This is a genomic window from Bacillus sp. BML-BC051, assembly GCF_019656175.1.
Classification (GTDB): domain Bacteria; phylum Bacillota; class Bacilli; order Bacillales; family Bacillaceae_G; genus Bacillus_A; species Bacillus_A mobilis.
In genome coordinates this window covers 20,798-39,886 of the sequence record NZ_BPLI01000007.1, presented here as the reverse complement: position 1 = coordinate 39,886, position 19,089 = coordinate 20,798, and the positions used below count along the sequence as shown (strand labels likewise).

The 19,089-nt window shown below is 32.7% G+C and carries 18 protein-coding genes; 1 reads left to right on the top strand and 17 read right to left on the bottom strand.

The annotated features are described in order from the left end of the window. Positions 1-26 precede the first annotated feature (26 nt). Positions 27-647: a transcriptional repressor LexA gene (lexA, locus tag K5S59_RS02160; RefSeq protein ID WP_120450761.1), complete on the top strand. Its 621-nt coding sequence runs from the start codon at positions 27-29 to the stop codon at positions 645-647. Between the two features lie 87 nt (positions 648-734). On the opposite strand, the gene K5S59_RS02155 is transcribed toward lexA, so the two are convergent. The 17 genes from K5S59_RS02155 to K5S59_RS02075 form a co-directional block, all read right to left on the bottom strand. Then, positions 735-1,541 (bottom strand): DUF4097 family beta strand repeat-containing protein, encoded by an 807-nt coding sequence (locus tag K5S59_RS02155; RefSeq protein ID WP_098259284.1) that lies wholly within the window; start codon positions 1,539-1,541, stop codon positions 735-737. Next, positions 1,542-2,084 carry a DUF1700 domain-containing protein gene (locus tag K5S59_RS02150; RefSeq protein WP_000032406.1) on the bottom strand — a complete coding sequence of 181 codons (543 nt, stop codon included), beginning with the start codon at positions 2,082-2,084 and terminating at the stop codon, positions 1,542-1,544. Beyond that, a complete protein-coding gene (locus tag K5S59_RS02145) occupies positions 2,077-2,400 on the bottom strand; it encodes a PadR family transcriptional regulator (RefSeq protein ID WP_001102620.1) in 324 nt (107 codons plus the stop codon). The genes K5S59_RS02150 and K5S59_RS02145 overlap by 8 nt, the downstream gene beginning before the upstream one ends. A 228-nt stretch (positions 2,401-2,628) precedes the next feature. Beyond that, on the bottom strand, positions 2,629-4,428 hold the full coding sequence (locus tag K5S59_RS02140) for an ABC transporter ATP-binding protein (protein ID WP_120450764.1): 1,800 nt from the start codon (positions 4,426-4,428) through the stop codon (positions 2,629-2,631). Positions 4,429-4,439: 11 nt separating this feature from the next. Next, on the bottom strand, positions 4,440-5,627 hold the full coding sequence (locus K5S59_RS02135; protein ID WP_120450765.1) for a nucleotidyltransferase domain-containing protein: 1,188 nt from the start codon (positions 5,625-5,627) through the stop codon (positions 4,440-4,442). Position 5,628: 1 nt separating this feature from the next. Next, positions 5,629-6,102, bottom strand: a complete 474-nt coding sequence (locus K5S59_RS02130; RefSeq protein ID WP_120450768.1) for a lasso peptide biosynthesis B2 protein — start codon at positions 6,100-6,102, stop codon at positions 5,629-5,631. Between the two features lie 36 nt (positions 6,103-6,138). Beyond that, on the bottom strand, positions 6,139-6,447 hold the full coding sequence (locus tag K5S59_RS02125; protein WP_120450770.1) for a lasso peptide biosynthesis PqqD family chaperone: 309 nt from the start codon (positions 6,445-6,447) through the stop codon (positions 6,139-6,141). Next, positions 6,410-7,381: an aldolase gene (locus K5S59_RS02120; protein ID WP_120450771.1), complete on the bottom strand. Its 972-nt coding sequence runs from the start codon at positions 7,379-7,381 to the stop codon at positions 6,410-6,412. Before K5S59_RS02120 ends, K5S59_RS02125 begins: the two co-directional genes overlap by 38 nt. A 79-nt stretch (positions 7,382-7,460) precedes the next feature. After that, positions 7,461-7,586: a paeninodin family lasso peptide gene (locus K5S59_RS02115; RefSeq protein WP_120450774.1), complete on the bottom strand. Its 126-nt coding sequence runs from the start codon at positions 7,584-7,586 to the stop codon at positions 7,461-7,463. A gap of 15 nt (positions 7,587-7,601) precedes the next feature. Next, positions 7,602-9,539: a lasso peptide isopeptide bond-forming cyclase gene (locus K5S59_RS02110; RefSeq protein ID WP_120450776.1), complete on the bottom strand. Its 1,938-nt coding sequence runs from the start codon at positions 9,537-9,539 to the stop codon at positions 7,602-7,604. Positions 9,540-9,829: 290 nt separating this feature from the next. Continuing rightward, a complete protein-coding gene (locus K5S59_RS02105; RefSeq protein WP_120450778.1) occupies positions 9,830-10,993 on the bottom strand; it encodes an aminotransferase class I/II-fold pyridoxal phosphate-dependent enzyme in 1,164 nt (387 codons plus the stop codon). A gap of 31 nt (positions 10,994-11,024) precedes the next feature. After that, a complete protein-coding gene (locus K5S59_RS02100; protein WP_098049409.1) occupies positions 11,025-11,720 on the bottom strand; it encodes an HAD family hydrolase in 696 nt (231 codons plus the stop codon). A 1-nt stretch (position 11,721) separates the two neighbouring features. Then, complete coding sequence (locus K5S59_RS02095) at positions 11,722-12,684, bottom strand: ATP-grasp domain-containing protein (RefSeq protein WP_374702077.1); 963 nt, start codon at positions 12,682-12,684, stop codon at positions 11,722-11,724. Position 12,685: 1 nt separating this feature from the next. Beyond that, positions 12,686-13,291, bottom strand: coding sequence for a sugar transferase (locus K5S59_RS02090; RefSeq protein ID WP_120450780.1), 606 nt, complete (start codon positions 13,289-13,291; stop codon positions 12,686-12,688). A 366-nt stretch (positions 13,292-13,657) separates the two neighbouring features. Continuing rightward, on the bottom strand, positions 13,658-16,168 hold the full coding sequence (locus K5S59_RS02085) for a right-handed parallel beta-helix repeat-containing protein (RefSeq protein WP_120451108.1): 2,511 nt from the start codon (positions 16,166-16,168) through the stop codon (positions 13,658-13,660). A 239-nt stretch (positions 16,169-16,407) separates the two neighbouring features. Beyond that, positions 16,408-17,379: a beta-1,6-N-acetylglucosaminyltransferase gene (locus K5S59_RS02080; protein ID WP_098238113.1), complete on the bottom strand. Its 972-nt coding sequence runs from the start codon at positions 17,377-17,379 to the stop codon at positions 16,408-16,410. A 144-nt stretch (positions 17,380-17,523) separates the two neighbouring features. After that, complete coding sequence (locus K5S59_RS02075; protein ID WP_098238114.1) at positions 17,524-19,089, bottom strand: lipopolysaccharide biosynthesis protein; 1,566 nt, start codon at positions 19,087-19,089, stop codon at positions 17,524-17,526.

The window sequence follows — 19,089 nt, the reverse complement described above, 5'->3', positions numbered from 1 at the left end:
CGAAAGAAAACGAGGTGTTAGAAAACATGGAAAAGTTAACGAAACGCCAGCAAGACATTCTCGACTTTATTAAGCTAAAAGTACAAGAAAAAGGATATCCACCTTCCGTACGTGAAATTGGTCAAGCAGTCGGCCTCGCTTCTAGTTCTACAGTGCACGGACATTTATCACGACTAGAAGAAAAAGGATATATTCGACGCGATCCAACAAAACCACGAGCAATTGAAATTTTAGGTGACGATCGAACGGATGCAGAAACACAATCTGTTATTCAAGTTCCAATTATCGGAAAAGTTACTGCTGGATTACCCATTACAGCAGTTGAAAGTGTAGAAGATCACTTCCCACTTCCAGCTAGCATTGTTGCTGGAGCAGACCAAGTGTTTATGTTACGTATTTCTGGAGATAGTATGATTGAAGCTGGTATTTTCGATGGAGATTTAGTTGTTGTTCGCCAACAACAGTCTGCATACAACGGTGAAATTGTAGTCGCTTTAACAGAAGATAACGAAGCAACTGTTAAACGTTTCTATAAAGAAAAAGACCATTTCCGTCTACAACCGGAAAACTCTTCATTAGAACCTATCATTTTAAAACAAGTGTCAGTTATCGGAAAAGTAATTGGCGTATATCGTGATTTACATTAAGCATAATAAAAGAAGATAATTACCTGATTTATATACGGTAATTATCTTCTTTTTTGTATTTTGATAGATTTTCATATATTCTATTTCTTATGAACGAGTTTCAATCGTCACATCGCCAGCAGTTGTTTTACCGCTAATCTTTTTACTACCATTACCAATCGTTATATTTTTATTTTCTTCATTAAAAATCATCACTTCACCAGCAGCACTTTGCCCCGTTATAACTGCATCTTGTGGTTTTTCCAATAAAGTTATATCTACATCACCAGCAGTTGAACTTGCCTCTACATCATATTTAGGATCATGATCCATAATGTGCACTTCCCCACTAGCCGACTTCGCTGTTACTTTCCCTATTACTTTTTTAAAGTTCACCTCACCAGCTTTTGTAGATCCCTCCACACTCTTAGCTGTGACATGTTTCAAATCTACTTCCCCAGCCATTGTTCCAACACTTACATGATCACTTTTCACATCACTTATTTCTATTTGTCCAGCGGATGAATTTACTTTTATCTCTTGGTAAGAACGTTCAGGTACAAGGAGAGTTATTGTAGACGTTTGAAACCTAAAATCGTAAAAAGAAAAATCAAATGAAGCACCTTTTTCTCTTTCCCCAATAATTTTTAATGTGTCACCATCTTCTGCAATACGAACCTCTTGTTTACGTGCATCTCCTGTGTGCTTTACATAAAAAGAAGAGTCGGGAGATTTTTGGACAACAATATCCCCAGCGTCTAACTTAACTTCTATATTTTTTAATGTTTCGTTTTTAATAACGTCTTCTTTGTTTCCTTTTTCTGCAGTTTGTACTGCTTTTTCATACGTTTGTGAAATCCCTATTACTCCAATAATGATACAAGCGATTGCTACTAACAATATTTTTTTCATCATCTACTCCCCTTTTATCATTTTGAAGTTCCATATTACATAACGTACGCATAATTTTTTAAACCACTTCGTACTATAATAAGCGATAATACATAACAACAAACCTACTCCAACAAACGTTATACTAACGAATACATCCAACCATATAAAAGTACCCATAAATACTTTTCCAATAACGAAAAATGGTGTCACTACACTAGCAATCCCACCGACCCAAAAAGAAAATATAAAAGCGATAATTGCCACTAACGGGCCTAACACAATAATGAAATTAAACAAACTAAGTCCAATCGCTGCCATGACAGCCCTTGTTATATTCGAAGTAGATGGGTCCTTTTTCATTTCATCAAAGCGATACAAAGCAAGTAAGTCTTTCGCAATTACTTTCGGAGAGCCAAGGCCTTTTATTATTTCCGATTCAGTTTTCCCCTCTTCTTTCCCAAACTGAAAATGCTCTTCATAATCAAATAAAATATCTTTCCTCTCTTCTTCCGGTAACTTTCTAAGATGACTTGATAATTCTTTAAGAAACTGTTCTTTACTCATCCCATTCCACCCCTTCAATAATTTCTTGTACGCCTTTTGCAAAATCACGCCACTCTGTTACTAACAAATTCAGTTGCGTTTCCCCTTGCTCAGTTAGTTGATAATATTTACGAGGCGGCCCCTCCGTAGATTCTTTCAAATACGTTTGAAAATACCCTTCTTTCGTTAAACGACGTAATAAAGGATACACTGACCCTTCCGATATTAAAAATTTATTTGAGATTTGCTGTACAAGTTCATAACCGTAACAATCTTTACGTTTCACAAGTGCCAAAACACACAGTTCTAACACACCTTTTTTAAACTGAACGTTCAAGGTCAATCCCCCTTTCTCATTTCAGTACTGTTCAATACACGGTACCCGTTATATCCATAATATACCACTTAGTATTATTCATTGCAAGGTACTCATTTATATTTACTCCCTAAATGTAGAAAACGTACAAATAAAAGCCTGAATAATGTCCTGTTTTAACTGGCCATCACTCAGGCTTTTATTCGATTCGAACTGTATGAATACAAAAATTCATTTACTCTTTCTCCTCTATGAACCCACTTCCATTTGTGACCCTAATAAATTTCGAAATACACCTTTTCTTTCTTTAGCTAATTGATTAAATTCACCTATTTGAACAATTTCACCTTTTCCTAAGACAATAACTTGATCTGCGTTGCGTATAGTAGATAAGCGATGCGCAATAACAACTATAGTCATCGTTCCTTTCAATCTTTCTATTGCTGATTGAATTTTCACTTCATTTTCAGTATCTAATGCACTCGTAGCCTCATCTAATACTAAAATCGACGGTTTTCTTAAAATAGCCCGCGCTAGTACAAGTCGTTGACGTTCACCACCTGAAAGCCTTACTCCTCGATCCCCAATCAGTGTATCAAGCCCTTTAGGAAGCGTTTGTACAAATTCAGCGGCGGCCGCAAAATTTAATGCAGACCAAATTTGTTCTTCACTTGCATTTGGCTCAATCATCAATAAATTTTCTCTTATGCTTGCATTAAATAAGAAAGGATCTTGTGGTACATAACTAATAGCCCGCCTTAATGACAATAAATTATCAGTTGTAAGGGGCGTACCATCTATTAACACTTGACCTTTTTCTGGCTGGATTAATCCCATTAATACATCAATTAATGTACTTTTGCCTGCACCAGAATGCCCCACAATGGCCGTCATACTGTTTATTGGAATTTGCACATTAATATTTTGAAGTGCGTATAAAGATTCTTGCTTATTATAACGAAAGTAAACATCCTTACACTCCATACCTTGTTTTATACGAATCGGCTCTATATGTTTTTGTTGATGTATATCCTGCATTTCAATCGCTTCCTTACATTCCTCTTGCAACTCCCATAATGACTTAAAAGCAGGAATACTTGCAGCCAGTTGTTCTAAATTTGATTGAATCGTCATGAATCTTGGCCATAGTCTGGAGAAAATGAGGATGATTAATAGTAATTGGGTTGGTTGCGCTTGAAACATACTTACTGATAATAATAAAAAAAATGCAATTAATATAGCCATTGAAACTTTATAAAACAATTGAGAGTTCGATCTTATTCTCATATACTCCATTTGCTCATTACTCATCTTTTTTGTTATAGATTGTAACCAATCTATACGTGATGCTTCCAAAGTATTACTCTTTATATCTTTAATTCCATTAAAATGATCTGTTATACCAGAAAGATAGTCTTTTGCCAATTCTGAGGTCTTACCGCCTAGTATTCGTGCTTTTTTTATAAAAACACGAGAAGCTACCAAGAATAATAAACCAAAGACCAAAACAAATATAGTTATTTGAGGAGATAATAAAAACGCAATCCCCACCTGTATAAATGTAAACAGAATAGCAGCTAACAATTGTAAAATTAAATTAACCCCATAACTTACACGAGCTAATTCTGTAGTTAATATATTTATTAGATTTGTTTTCCTTTTCTCTAAAAAAAAACTCCACTTTGCTTTTAAAATCATACTATATGTTTCTAGTCTTAATTCTCGTATAAAAGCTTGTTGCGTTCTCGCATCCCTTAGCGTTATATTTCTTTGTAGTAAATTTTGACCTAACACTATTAGTATATATATACCTAAAATAGAAACTAGACTTGCTGTTTTAGGAAAATCCTGCAAAAATCTAGAGACAGGTGCAATAAAAGTAGTCTCCTCGCCTATATTAATTATTCCAGTCATACTTATCATAGGAATTAATAAAATAATACCTATCCCTTCAAGTAAACTTATTAAAACCATACCAAATAAATTCACATACAGTATGTTTCCCGCCGAAGAGTATAGTTTCTTCATAAAATATATAATATGATTCATCGATGTTCCCCCTATAACAAAGCCAGCTTCTTTGTTTTCCTCCAAAGACATAAAAACGGACGTAGAGGAAAATATAAAAAATGAAGAAATTTAGGTAACGGTAATGTTTTTGCATCAATTGGATAAGGATATAGTTGGCTCATAATATATAAAATTTTTTGCTGATTAGACATTAGTGAAAATAAATATCGACTATGATAGATAAATACTTCTTCAGGGACAGGATCGGTATGCAAGTTTATCATTTGCTTGAAATAAAACAGTGCCTCTTGAGCTAACTGCTTTGAATGTTTTTTTGCTACTAATTCCATCATCCTTTCATCTAGTCGTACACCTAGCAATTGAGCTGCTAAAATTAATGCTTGTCCTCCTAAATGAAGCATTTGATATTTTCTCATTAACTTATGGATCTCACTCCAATTAAGTTCTTGATCGACAATTTTTTTTATATCTACTAACCAGCGTAATCTGGACCAACCATGTCTAGCACCATGAGATACCAAAAATAAAAATAAATCTTCCTTTCCTAACATATATACAGAATTACTCGTAAGGGTACTTTTTCTCTTTCTCCCCCAAAGCTCTTCAAACCCAGGTTCCTTACCCGGTCCGGGGTTTAACCTCCAATGAATTTCAACTTTGATCCGCTTTATTGGATGAAAAAATGTTATATGATGATGCCTCCATTTCCAATCATTTAATATCGTTTGAATATAATCGTCTTTTACATACCCCTGCTCTAAAAGTAGCATTTCTACTTTTTCTAAATTTTGCATCGGAATTAGAACGTCCAAATCACAGGATGTTCGTAAAGAAATATCCCCATATAAGTCCTGAGATAGTACAGGTCCTTTTAGAAAAATCATACGAATCTCATTTTCATTACATAGTTTATTTATTCGTTCCATTTCAGCACTTAAATAAAGCATTTGAAATGTATTTTTTTTATATTTTCTATTCAAGGTTTGTACAATATATGAAGGAATTAGTTCCTCATCCACCTGTTTAAGTTTTTGATATATCACCGGATAAACGCGATGATGCACAGCTTGCTCAAGAAATACCTCCCAATCAATATCCGAAAACCATTCATTACTGTAAGTTTGCACTGTTTCGTCATCTTGTAACTTCAAAATTGCAAAAAGAAGTTTCAATTCCTTAGACATGAACTCTATATTAAGACCAAAATCTTTCTCCATTTTATTCTCCTTTAATAATGTCCTCACTTAGCCTCTTTGCAAATGATCCAACGACAGTAAATTTCTCCATTCCTTCTGATCCAGTAACATAAAAAGAACCGCTCCGTAACCATGCATGCGCAATTAAATCCCCATGACTATCCTTAGCAGTTCCTAAATAAAGAGTACTCTCAATGTGACGTTTTTCGAGCATTTTCATCCCAGCTATAGCTTTAACAAGACACTGACTTTCCCAAAAAGTATAACGACTCATAATAGAAATAGCTTCAGAAACCTTCTTTAGTGTATCCCCATGTGGCTGAATTTGGGAAACTGATGTTTCGTTCATGTAATCCCCTAAAGAAGGTGCAACTTTGGAAAAGGTAATACTTTTTAGTACACGCGCCCACCCTAAAAAAATAAAAGCCTCTAAAAATAAAAGCTTTGTTTCCATGCTCAGCGATAAAAATACCCTTAACCTTTTCACAATATTCATTAATCCCTTCCTAACAGTTCTCTTGAAATTACGAATTTATCTATTAGATTGATCTTTTATTTGAATTAAACCTTCTTGAAATAAACACTCTAAAAAGGACAGAACTTGCTCTTCACAATCTTTTCGTTCAATTTCATAGTTAGATACTAACATAGTAACAAGCTGATTAATTTTTATCGGCTTTTCAATACGCTCCCATATTTCTCCGCCTATTTCACCTAAGTTATAATAATTTCCTTTTTGGACATTAAACATAACTTTTTCTCCATCCATATCACTTACTATATTACCTTCACTCTGTACAACATTATGTTCTAATGATATGTTTCTCGAATGAACAACCATCAACCATACTCCCTTTCTGTATAGTATTTAGAATAACTTGCACAAGCTCATGAGCTGTAAATTTTGAATCCGGGCGTCTTAATTGAAACATCTCCATTCCACTTGCAACATTAGATGAAGTTTCAAAATGCCATTCCATCAATCCTAATTTAGAAATCAAAGAATTTCTAAAAGTATGTTGGTATAACTTGTACAAGCGTGTGAGACCTTCTATACGGATCATCTCAATATCTTCTCCCTGAGTTTTTACTAATTCAATAACACCTGCAAGAGGTAATGGATCAGGAAAAAATTGAGAATTCACAGGAACAGCATACTTCGTTTCTCTTTCAAACAAAGGGCTAAATTGCGTTACTACCATTCCTAACTCATTTATGCTCTCTTGCCATAATTTTTGTTGTGCATAAGAAGGATGAACTACTGCAGTATTTTTATTCAAAAGAGACACAGCAACTACATCATCACTTAAAAGCTGATATCCTTTATTCAAAAAAGCCGAGGCTAACGTTGATTTTCCAGCTCCTGAATCACCAATTAATGCATACGCTTTCCCGTCTATGGCAATTACACTTCCATGCAATGGAAGTATTTTCCGCTGCATTAAAAGTGCCCCCATACAAGTTCCCAGAATGTATAATCGAATTTTATCTTCTTTCGCCTCTGACATAGGTGAAAAAGTTATTTTCTCGCCCGCTTGGATAGAAAATATTGCAGTTTGAGGAACATGAAACATCACTACATCATCTTCCACTACAATGGTTTTTTGTTGTGATTCGTCATATCTATCCCACCGTTCAGATAAATCAGTTATTTCGATTTGAACATCTGCCATCTCTTCCTTTTCATTCAGCTGAGACAACTCGGGTAATGGGATTTCACTTACTATTTTTAACCCGAAGGCTTTGTATAACACATTTCTCCTCGAATCGATCATCCTATTCCCCCCACACTGTCAATTTTTTTGAAAGCTCTTATATAATAAAACTATATAAGAGCTTTATTTGTTCAACAACTTAACTATACTTCACTGGATCATCTGGATCAGGTTGAATTGCGTCAGGAGTTTTATGTCCTGGCCCCGCCATAGTCATATTAATATTAAGTACTTCTAATACAGGTTGTTTCCATTCCTTTTTCATACGTATCACCTCCTTTCATATTATTTTTTTTATAAATCGATAGAAGATTAAGCTACGCATTAAAATTCTAAAATCTAAATCAAATGCATATTCTGGTCGAGGTTCTTTACATATTTTTGAGATAGCTTTCTTAATTACCTCTACATTTAGAAATTCAGAGATTATTGGATCTACACTAAGTTCTTGAACTTCCTCAATAAATTCGTTCCAAAATGGAGTCATACGGTAAACACCATCTGCACCTTGAACACCTCGGACGCGTTGATTTAATCGTACTTTATCAGGAAGGAAATTTTTTGTGGCTCTGCGAATAAGAGATCGATCTAAACCATTTTGAACATACTGTTCTTCTGGGACTGACAAACAAAATTGAATAATCCGTAAGTCATTTGTAGGATCACGATCCCATAAAGCATAACGTAACGATAATTTCGTTTCATACGTTCCATTTATGCTCCAATAATATGGTTTTTCAAATTGTTCTCTTTTCATGTCATATGCAGTTGAGATAGAAGTACCTGTTATATCAACATTCTGTTCTTTGAGTCTATCAAAAACATTCATTTTTTTTGCAAATTCTGGATTGATTATTATAGGAAAAACATCTTGTTCCTCTGAAGAAAGTAACTGATGAAAAAACGGAAAAGCTTTTCTTCTTACCACTTCAAAAACACGTGCTTTTTTCACTCCTAGGTTTCTACTATATAAATGTAGTTCACGATAAAAACGAATCCAATGTAATTTTTTTAACAACATTGCCTGGTAATCTAACATCGGCCCCCACGATACTGTCCAATTACCCCTTTGGCCACTAAGGAGTACTCCTATGTCACGCTGAGAAGCTTTTTCATAAACTCCACTCAACCAAAAAGTATTCTCAAAAAATTTATATGGCATCTCCATTGTTTCTAGCCAATCATCAATTTCCGATAGTGGGCTTCTCTCCGGCAATTCTAAATAATAATCCTGTATATTCCCTACATGCCCTACAGTTGATTGAATAAAAGGTCTTTCATCAGCTATTCTACCTTTATGTGTCCAATCTTCAAAACCTTCTACTGGAACATAACTAAACGTATGTAATTTTTTATTTTCAGCGCGTAAATCTTTTGCAGCAAAGCTAACAACAGACCCTGAGTCTAGCCCTCCACTCAAATGAGCTCCTACTTCGTGATGTGTTCGTAAACGTGCCTTCACTGCACTTTGATACACCTCTCGAAACGCCTCTTCATACTCTTCATTTGATTTTAAATTAAGCATTTTCCCAGCAGTTGGTATATAGTATCGCGAAAATTCGATTTTCCCATCCTTTACCAAAACAGTGTGTGATGGAGGGACCTGTTCTATATATTTATAGACTGTTAGCTGTGGATCTACTGACTCGAAATTTACAGGTATAGCTAAAAATTCAGCAATCCACTGCTCATTCAATGTTTTTTCAACATATGGTAGAGTAAATAACGGCTTTATGATAGTACAAAAAGCAAATTTATTCTCACTACGATAAAAATAAAGTGTTCGGCTCCCAGAAAAATCTCTAGCTCCGAACAGAATTTGTTTTTTCTCATCCCAAATCATAAAGACAAAATCGCCCACCAAATATTTCGGTACTGCTTCTCCCCATTTCTCATAAGAGAGCAAAATCAACTCACTATCTGTCATATTTTTTCTATCCGCATAATCTACTTGTAATTTTTCAAACAACTCATTACGGTTATCAATAATAGCATCTGCTGTAATTACCAGTTGTTTTTCATAATTATAGAAGGGTAATTGTTCACCAACTGACTCTGGTGTAATCCATTGTGCGTGACATCCCAGAAAAGCGTTTTCTTTACGCCATATTTGAATATCATCAGCAGGGTACTTTTGTAAGTCACTCATTAATCGTGTGCCATGTTCAATTGATACAGGTTCGTTATTAAAGTGAATAATGCCAGTTATAGCGCTCATTTTTCCCTCCTAATATATGAAAAGTTAATACAAATACTATTTATATATTAAATTCGTTAAACATGCCTCTTTATCATTCTTTTTAAAGAACAAAACCACTTATTTTATTACCGTCTCAATTATTTACTTTAATTCGCTTGTAGATTAAGATTTTGATATTTAAAACCTAGCACCATATCCTTTTTATGTCAATTTAAACTGAGTATTCGCAAATATTTCTCACAAAAAAATTCATTATAAAGAACTTTTATTCGTACATTTACAAATCAAATTCCACTTTTACTTACTTTTTATTTCTTTCCTTCTAGAGCCTTTAAAACGCCTTGAATGACCCTTTGTTGATCTTCAACTAACATATTAGATCCTGAAGGCAAACAAACACCACTTTGAAATAGGTGCTGCGACACATCTTCATTTTTGCTGTGCGGATAGTACTTCTTCCTTTTAAAGAGCGACTGTATATGAAGTGGCTTCCACATAGGACGTGCCTCAATATTCTCTTCTGCTAAAATTCTCAACACTTTTCCAATAGAAATCCCGGATTCCTTTTCATCAATTGTCAATGTAGTGAGCCAACGATTTGAACGAGTATTTTCTAATTCAGGCATAAAATAAAATCCTGGTATGAAAGATAGCGCTTCGTAATACCGTTTATATATAGATCTTCTAGCTTTCACCCTGTCTTCTAACACTTCTAATTGTCCTCTTCCAATACCAGCTAGTATATTACTCATTCGATAATTATATCCTACTTCACTATGCTCATAATGTGGTGCTGGATCTTTTGCTTGTGTCGCTAAAAATCTCGCTCTTTCTAATTCTTCCACATCATCAGAAACAAGCATTCCACCGCCCGAAGTTGTAATAATTTTATTTCCATTAAATGAATAAATACCAAACTTTCCGAATGTACCGCTTGCTTTCCCTTTATATGTAGAACCTAGAGATTCTGCTGCATCCTCAATTATAGGAACATCATAATGATTACACAACGAAAGAATTTCATCTAATTTAGCACTCTGACCATATAAATGAACAAGAATAACAGCCTTTGGTAATCTCCCAGCTTTATCAGCATCATGCAACGCAAGTTCTAGAGCTTGCGGTGACATGTTCCATGTTTCCGGTTCAGAGTCAATAAATACTGGTTCAGCCTCCAAATAAACAATCGGATTTGCACTCGCTACAAAAGTGAAACTTGAACAAAATACTGTATCCCCCTTTTGAACATTTAATAATTGTAAAGCTAAATGAATGGCAGCAGTACCTGAACTAACCGCAGCCCCACTTTTAACTCCTACAAAAGAAGCTAGTTCTCTTTCAAATTCATCTACATTTGGACCAAGAGGTGCAATCCAATTTGAATCAAAAGCATCTTTTATATATTTCTGTTCATGTCCACTCATATGTGGCGAAGAGAGGTAGATTCGTTTTTTGTGTTGAATAGTTTGCATGTAAACACATCCTCTATACATATTTAAAATATTATGTATTTAAAAACATATGTTTTAATACAGGTATATCAGGAAGTCTTCTTAAATTATCTATTGTGTAATGCGCTTTATAATCTTGCTCAACTATAAGATTACGGTAAATTCCATCTTCTCTATTAATATAAACCGTTATCCAATTTAGTTTCTTAGCAGTAATAAAATCCTTACTTAAATTATCTCCTATATAAACACATTGCTGATGTGGAACCTGTAGTTCCTTGCTTATTTTTTCATAAGGCAGTTGGCTCGGCTTCCAATATTCTCTTCCAAGCTTATCAGTGAGAATAATCGAATGAAATCTCTCTTTTAACTTTAATGCGTTTATTTTTCTTTCTTGGGTGATTAAATATCCGTCGGAAATTAGTCCTATTTTTACGTTATTAGTTAAATTACTCAGCACCCAATCCGCTTCATCTAATAATTGAATATCCGGTTTATGGAGCCTATACTTTTCTATTAATTTACTAATCAATTTTTCATCATACGTAATATTTAACTTTTCAAGCGCTTTATTAAACACAAACTTTCTTTCTCCCGAATCAAATAATTGAATTGCTATATTATAAAATCCAATTTTCTTATAGTCCTCTTTAATCCAATCATCCACTGCTTTAAAGCCACTTACGACATAATCTTTTTCTTTATACAAAGTATCATCCATATCAAAAACAATTGCTTTAATCACCATGTTAAGTACTCTCTGTAAAAACTGCTTCATCATATCTAAGCATTGTTAAATCTTCTCTCCAATTGAAATCTTGCTCCGTAAACATTTCTCCTTCACACATTTCAATCGTCCATAGTGGAAAATTCGCTCCCGCTTCAATCGATAACGGAATTCCTCCACCAAAACGAGGATTTATTTCAATAAACGTAATTTGCCCATCTTCCTTTTTAAAGCATTGTAAAGTAATACAGCCAATGGGATTAGGGAGGGCTTTTATTACAGTTTCTGCTGCTGTTATGATTTCAATATCCTTCTTGGTCATACCTTTACTTACCTCACCAGCTCGTGTCTCTATGCGTAATCTAGGTACAATCGTTTTTATATTCCCATAAAAATCTACCATGACATCTATAGTGTATTCCTCTCCTGAAACGTACTCTTGTATCATGGCGTTAGGTATATATTCCTTAAAAAATTCCAATTCCTTTTCATTCATTATTTTTGTCACACCTTTACTAGAACTGCCATCATAAGGTTTAATTAATAATGGAAATTGATATTCTTTTCTTTCAATCTCCTCATCACTATATACTTTAGGTGTGGGGATATTATGAGAAGTAAAGAAGTTATAAGTATTTACTTTGTTATTAGCTATCTCATTTAATTCTTTCCCGGAAACTAATACTTTTACATCAAGTTCTTTAAAAATCCGCTTATTTTCAGCTAAAAGAATCAATTCCGTATCAATTAATGGAATAACTAAGCCAATATTTTCTTTTTGACATATTTGTAATAGCTCTTCTATATAATTTTCTTCTATTACTCTCGGAACAATAAAATGCTTATCACTAAAATGAACAGTCGGGGCAGTTTCTTTTAAATCTGCAGTAATGATGTTCCCATTCATTTTTTCTTTCTCAAAAACTTCCTTAAATTTTTTTATTAAAGATACTCTCCTACCAGAACTAGTAAACAAGATATTCATATTATTTTTCATCATGTTTAATACTCCCTTTAAAAATTGGCATAGTTGCGTGGCTACCATTTTGTATGCCTTCTGATTTTAAGACTTTGCTAACAGTTAAATATAAAATTTTTAAATCTAGAAGAAAACTTTGATTCTCAACATACCATACATCCAGTTTAAATTTTTCGTCCCATGAAATGCTATTTCTCCCATTTACCTGTGCCCATCCAGTGATTCCAGGCTTTACATGATGTCTTTTAGCTTGTTCATTAGAATATAAAGGCAAGTATCCCATTAATAATGGCCGCGGTCCTACTAAACTTATATTACCTTTTACAACATTTATAAGCTGCGGCAATTCATCTAAACTATATTTTCTAAGAAATTTCCCAAACGAGGTTAACCTCGTTTGATCAGGTAAGAGCTGATCATTCTTATCCCTTGCATCGGTCATTGTACGAAATTTGTAAAGATAGAATATTTTTCCATATAGTCCTGGACGTTGTTGCTTAAATATGATCGGAGAGCCTAGCTTAATCCTAACTAAAATAGCTATTATTAGAATAGGCAATGAGAGAATTAACAACAGTGACAAAGCAACTAGCAAATCAAAAAGTCTCTTCATATATAATTATCCCCCTCATTCAAATTTTTCAGAGCGTTTTCCTAAACCATATCAATATAATAAATAAAAAGAAGGAAGGGCTACTGCTTCTCTTCCTTTCACTCTTGATTCTATTAAAAACAAATCATTTTTTATGTATGATAAACTCAGAAAAAGCACTATTGACCAATTAAAAATTAAGATAGGATATCTAGATACATATATAAGTTCTGGAAAAATTGACATATAACAAACATATAGGTTGGCCATAAAAAAATGCACCTCCAATTCTTAAAATGTAGCTAACATTTGAGGTGCGCTTCAGCTTATCAAAAGAAAAAAATAGCTTTTCTTTTTTTTATTAATAACTAAAAATGAATAACTACATTACTCGTTTATAAAACCGAATGTTTTGAATACTGCTAATGACCCAATTTCCTTCCATATAATATTATTATCAGTAACTACAATACCGGAAACTGATGAAAAGGTAGGTACATTTGTATATGACGTACCATCATTTAACGCTTCATATACATGATTACCCCAATTAATTCTACTACCTTTCGAATAATATTTAGATGCTACCCATGTTTGATTATTTGCATATCCGCCTGTCGTACAAATCCAGCCGACATATCCCCCGGCAGTCGGATTTGAATTTTTCACTTCTTGTCCTAATCTATAATAACCTGATGTTGGAATACTTGACATTCGGTAGTATGGATCCGTCACACCGTAAACAATATTTCCTTGCAGAAATTCTTTTCCTGTAATCATCATTGTTGCATTATTTAACACATTATTTTTCATTACAAGTTGAAGAGTATTACTTGCTGTTCTATTATCAATTCCTACTTGTGTTAAGTTCGTAGCAGTTACATTATTATTTTGAATTACTGCTTGTTTCCCCGCAAAAGCTACATCTAAAATAATAATAGCTCTTGGAAGAGTATCATTTGTAATTTTTATAACATTCCCACTTAATATAATATCATCAGACACATTTTGAATATTTAAGACTGTTCCATTTGTTTTTTCAATGTAACAATTAATCATTTTGAATGTTTTGAAATTATTTACTGTAAGTAACGTATTATTTATATCCGTACTAATGATCTTACATTCTCTTAATTCTAACGAATTTACTGTACTTGATTGTGCACCTAAAAACACAATGTCTTTAAAGAAACAATTTGTATACGTTCCCGCAAATAAAGTTGGAGTTTTCACATTTTTAAATATTGTATTTTCAAAAATCCATCCTGGTTTAAATGTTCCTGCTGTTGAATAATTTAAATATAATACATCTTGTCCTTCAAATACGCAATTTGATATCGTTTGTGGTTCATTTTTCACTTCTAAAGTCCATTGAAACATCGTTGACAAGGAGTTAAGTTTATCCACATCATTAAAAAAGCGACAAGAATCAACCCTAACTACATATGGGAATGGTGTATCAATAATCATTTTACTGTTATAAAAAACATTATCAAATATATTAATAGATCTGTTTGCATATACACCTTGAGCATTTATTTGTGCTCCATACACATAATTATTAGAGAAAATAACATCTCCTGCTAAAAAGACCTTTGCTAGTCGGATATTATTCCCGCTTACAATTACTCTATCTGCACCACCATTAATCGATACCCCAACATAAGCATTTGAAAGTGTATTCATAAGGGAATTGTTTACTATATAAATAAATTTCCCATTGACAACAATAATGTTATATTTTTGATTATCATGAAAATTATTTCTTTCAATATAGATATATTGGTTCAAATCATATCCATCTTCAATATCAATTCCACTTTGTGGATCAGTACCTGCGATATGATGAATGTCATTATCACGAATATACACATTTTTTGCGCCAGCTACAGTAATCCCTTGTCTACGACAATGATGTAAGTTGCATTTCTCAATATAAGTATATTGAGAAAAAGAAGGGACCCGAACATTTATTAAACAATTTGTGGAAGCAGGAACAGTACTTTGATGAAGAACAATTTTAGCATAGCTTGCTCCATTAGGAACTTCTACTTCATCAAAAAATTGCACATTAACTTTAGCAGATATAAATGCGTTACTTAAATTATAAAAAATAACATCATAATAATCACATATTATATCGGTACCCAACCCGCCAAAGCCATTCCCATAAAGACCGAAATAACCATACTTTACAATAGCCGCTTGCTTCATATCAATTTGTAATTTGGAGCGTATCTTTGTCGTACTACTTACTAACGAACCATCTGTTGTACTGATTGAGCCTTGTTCAAATGAACTAGCTAATGATGTTGGGAATGGCGAAATCTGACCAAAAGTGCTGTTAAGTGTAATAGCATCTCCTGTACAATTCGAAATCTCTAGATTATCTAAAGATACAAATCTTGTATTGTTCCCTCCATCAGCAACCTGAGTAAAACTCCCCACTGCAACTCCGTACCCTCCCTCATGTGTTCCTCCGCTAGTGTAATCATGCGTATCTTTATCTCCTTGGATAATACCATTTGTAACCCTAGAGTAAACTTGATTGTTACAGAAGCTTACAATCGCATATCCCGTCAAGTTATTTGTTTCCATTTTTAAAGTTGCACCATTCAAATTTAGCGTTAGGTAGCTTTGTGGTTCAATTGGTTTATTTTTATCAATCAAGTACGTTCCTTTTGGTAATACAACTTCTGTATATCCTTGTTGAGATGCCCACTTTAAAGCATTATTAATACCTTGAGAAGTGTTAACGGCATCAGTGCCATCATTTTTAGCATTCCATCTATTTAATTCAAGCAAATATGTGTTTGATTTAAATGTATCTTCTGGACCTTTTGGAACCCATTTTGATTTTGTTCTATCATAAGTCAAAATATCATTATTCGAAGGCATCTTGCTCGTTACATCTACGTCACTAAGTTCTCCCAGATTAGCCAAATCAAATTACACCTCTTTCTTGTTTTTCTATATATTATGTTTAGCGAGGTAAATTGATTGGATATTAATTATAGAGAAAAAAATAAAAACGGATGAACATAAAGTGACTTTATATCTCAAATTTTCACCGTTAAACAGTCGAAAAGTTAAAACAACAAGAACAAAGACGTATAGTATGATAGCCGATTTACATGCTATATTTTTATTCTATTTATAAAGTACTCTATTACTGAGTTATCAAAGTTTTGATCAAATTTCCTTGCAAAATATTGATCTGAGCTTTCTATTGAATTGATATCTTCCAAGGTGAAGGTAATCGGATGATTTCGGTTTTTAAAAGTCTGACCCCACCTCAAGTAGATTAAATTATTATTTACAACTTGTGATTTATACTCCGAATTCATTATTATTGTCTGAAAAAACCATTCATCTGGACATAAAGCATTTTTAAAAGCATCATAGTACCATTCATTTCTTTCTAAAAAATCTATAATATATCTTGCAATATTTAAAGGGATACAAAACCAGGATGAACCGTGATAAAGTGAAAACTCTTCAGGCAACTTATATGGGTTGGGAAATATATTAAATCCCCAACCATACAAACGCATAATTATTCTTCTAAAAACTCTAAAAGGATGAAATACATTGTATTGTTTCCTTGCTACCTTTGGCCAACTGATATTCTGAAAAGCAACATCTGAATTACTCCTTTCAATATGAGTTGCTGTCATAAATATTTTATTTTTATTATTTAATAGAAAATCTCTAAATCCGTTTTTCACCAATAAATCTTGACCACTCCTTAGGCACACAAAATCGTAACTTTTTTGTTTATCTAATACTTTTTTTAGCAACAAAATCGTAGCATCTACCTGGCTTATATCACCCCATTTTACGTCTATATTCTCATCCAAAACTTCTACATTAGGATTGTTTAATATTTTCCTACATAACTCATTGTGTGTTTTTTTATCAATATGAACAAATACATCGGCTTGTTCTTCTGAGATAATTTGGTCAATAAACCCATTTACTTGATCTGGATTTTTGTGAACTTGTAAGATATATGCTGTATGCGGAACCGTAGTATTCTCAATACAGTTCTTTGAAACTAATCCAGAAAATTCAGTTAGATGTGACTCCATACCTTTACATTCGTTCATAATTTCCTCCACTAAAATAAATTGACTAAATCCACACGTTCACTATATAAAACCATGAGAACTAATTTAAGTTAGATATTTTTTGTTTATTCATTTACATTTTCTATACCCAAAAGCTATTATTCCTCATATCACTATCACTCTTCAACTATTTTTAATATTTTTGGAATAAGTTTTTTTTATTAATAACTTAGATGAAATTTTGTTTACAATTTGTCTTACTATATCCCGTAAGTATTTAAACTCTTCATGTTTTCTAAACGCAATTAAAAAAATTACATTTGGAATAATAAGACACAAAATACTGCGTATTACTATATTTATAAATATATCGGTATAAAAGATATTGCCAAGAGCATCTGTTATGATTACAGAAACAAAAACCAGAAATCCAAACAAACTATATCTAACAAAATATAATTTTACCGATTTTTTGAAAACAAATTTAAATATAACATATGGATCGTACCAAAAATAGGTACACAATCTGCTGATAACAGTGCCAAAAAATACACCTGCAATTCCTATTTGTTTTGCGAGAATTATAGAAGCTACAATATTTATAACAGCCGCTATAATAGGCCTGTATTTTCCCTTTTTAAATAAACCAGTGGTTTCTCTAAAAGTTGTAGAAGCATTTTGCATTCCAGCAGTGAAAAAATTCAATATTATGGCAAATATTATATACTTATTAAACACATAATGCTCACCTAACCACAAAGTTATAAATGGGTTTATTAAATTCCAAAGACAAACTGTACAGAATCCATATATCCAAAAATTAACAAAATTAAGCACACGAAAAATAAAATATTGTGCATCTTCATTTTCTTTTACATTTAAATTTCCAACACTGGCAGTAATAGAATAAAACAAATAACCCAATAAAGTATTCAGTGTATTTAAAACCAGTAGATAATTCGAATAAATACCAACCCAAGTAATCCCAATAAATTTAGAGATAACAATATTGTCAGTTCCATTAATTACCACACCACTAATTTTGTATAACAATAGAGCATACAAATTTTCAAAGAAAAGCTTTCTATCTTCTTTAGATAATTTCTCTTTATTTTCCTCTTGTAGATACGGATATAGTTTATTCGCTTTATTCGCAATATACATATTTTCAATTACTCTTAATACCAGTTGGACCATTAATATTACAATATAATTTCCGATGATTATTAATAAAATGATTTGTAAAGAGTGAGACATAATTGTAAATATACTGTGTATTTTAGAAATAATGTGATTACGCTGATCAGCAATAATAATAGATTGTTTATACACAAAATAATATGATGAAACCGAACTCAATAAAAATAGCAGATAAATAATATTAATATTACTAATTGTCGTCTCGCCATTCATTAGGTAAGGAAGAAATGGTAATAACGATAATCCTATCAATAAAACGATTAATCCTATTAATCTATATGCCTTTTGATATAAGTTCATTAATGCCTGTATTTTACAACTATCATTCTCAGCTAAAGGCTTATATAAACTGTAAATTATAGCCGTATCAAAACCTAAATTAGCTAATGACAGCATAGTTAATATACTTGTAAAAAGTCCTTCCACACCTAGGTATTCTATACCTAGTGTATAAATAAAAACGGTTCTAACAATGAAACCCATACTAATACTAATTATTTGGCCTGACAAACCGAATAATATATTTTTCAGGGAATTTTGTATTCTCAT

Bases quoted from the DNA above. Each gene is read 5' to 3' on its own strand.
- lexA (WP_120450761.1), top strand. From the start codon at position 27: ATGGAAAAGTTAACGAAACGCCAGCAAGACATTCTCGACTTTATTAAG.
- K5S59_RS02155 (WP_098259284.1), bottom strand. From the start codon at position 1,541: ATGATGAAAAAAATATTGTTAGTAGCAATCGCTTGTATCATTATTGGA.
- K5S59_RS02150 (WP_000032406.1), bottom strand. From the start codon at position 2,084: ATGAGTAAAGAACAGTTTCTTAAAGAATTATCAAGTCATCTTAGAAAG.
- K5S59_RS02140 (WP_120450764.1), bottom strand. From the start codon at position 4,428: ATGAATCATATTATATATTTTATGAAGAAACTATACTCTTCGGCGGGA.
- K5S59_RS02135 (WP_120450765.1), bottom strand. From the start codon at position 5,627: ATGGAGAAAGATTTTGGTCTTAATATAGAGTTCATGTCTAAGGAATTG.
- K5S59_RS02130 (WP_120450768.1), bottom strand. From the start codon at position 6,102: ATGAATATTGTGAAAAGGTTAAGGGTATTTTTATCGCTGAGCATGGAA.
- K5S59_RS02125 (WP_120450770.1), bottom strand. From the start codon at position 6,447: ATGGTTGTTCATTCGAGAAACATATCATTAGAACATAATGTTGTACAG.
- K5S59_RS02120 (WP_120450771.1), bottom strand. From the start codon at position 7,381: ATGATCGATTCGAGGAGAAATGTGTTATACAAAGCCTTCGGGTTAAAA.
- K5S59_RS02115 (WP_120450774.1), bottom strand. From the start codon at position 7,586: ATGAAAAAGGAATGGAAACAACCTGTATTAGAAGTACTTAATATTAAT.
- K5S59_RS02110 (WP_120450776.1), bottom strand. From the start codon at position 9,539: ATGAGCGCTATAACTGGCATTATTCACTTTAATAACGAACCTGTATCA.
- K5S59_RS02105 (WP_120450778.1), bottom strand. From the start codon at position 10,993: ATGCAAACTATTCAACACAAAAAACGAATCTACCTCTCTTCGCCACAT.
- K5S59_RS02100 (WP_098049409.1), bottom strand. From the start codon at position 11,720: ATGGTGATTAAAGCAATTGTTTTTGATATGGATGATACTTTGTATAAA.
- K5S59_RS02095 (WP_374702077.1), bottom strand. From the start codon at position 12,684: ATGAATATCTTGTTTACTAGTTCTGGTAGGAGAGTATCTTTAATAAAA.
- K5S59_RS02090 (WP_120450780.1), bottom strand. From the start codon at position 13,291: ATGAAGAGACTTTTTGATTTGCTAGTTGCTTTGTCACTGTTGTTAATT.
- K5S59_RS02085 (WP_120451108.1), bottom strand. From the start codon at position 16,168: ATGCCTTCGAATAATGATATTTTGACTTATGATAGAACAAAATCAAAA.
- K5S59_RS02080 (WP_098238113.1), bottom strand. From the start codon at position 17,379: ATGAACGAATGTAAAGGTATGGAGTCACATCTAACTGAATTTTCTGGA.
- K5S59_RS02075 (WP_098238114.1), bottom strand. From the start codon at position 19,089: ATGAGAATACAAAATTCCCTGAAAAATATATTATTCGGTTTGTCAGGC.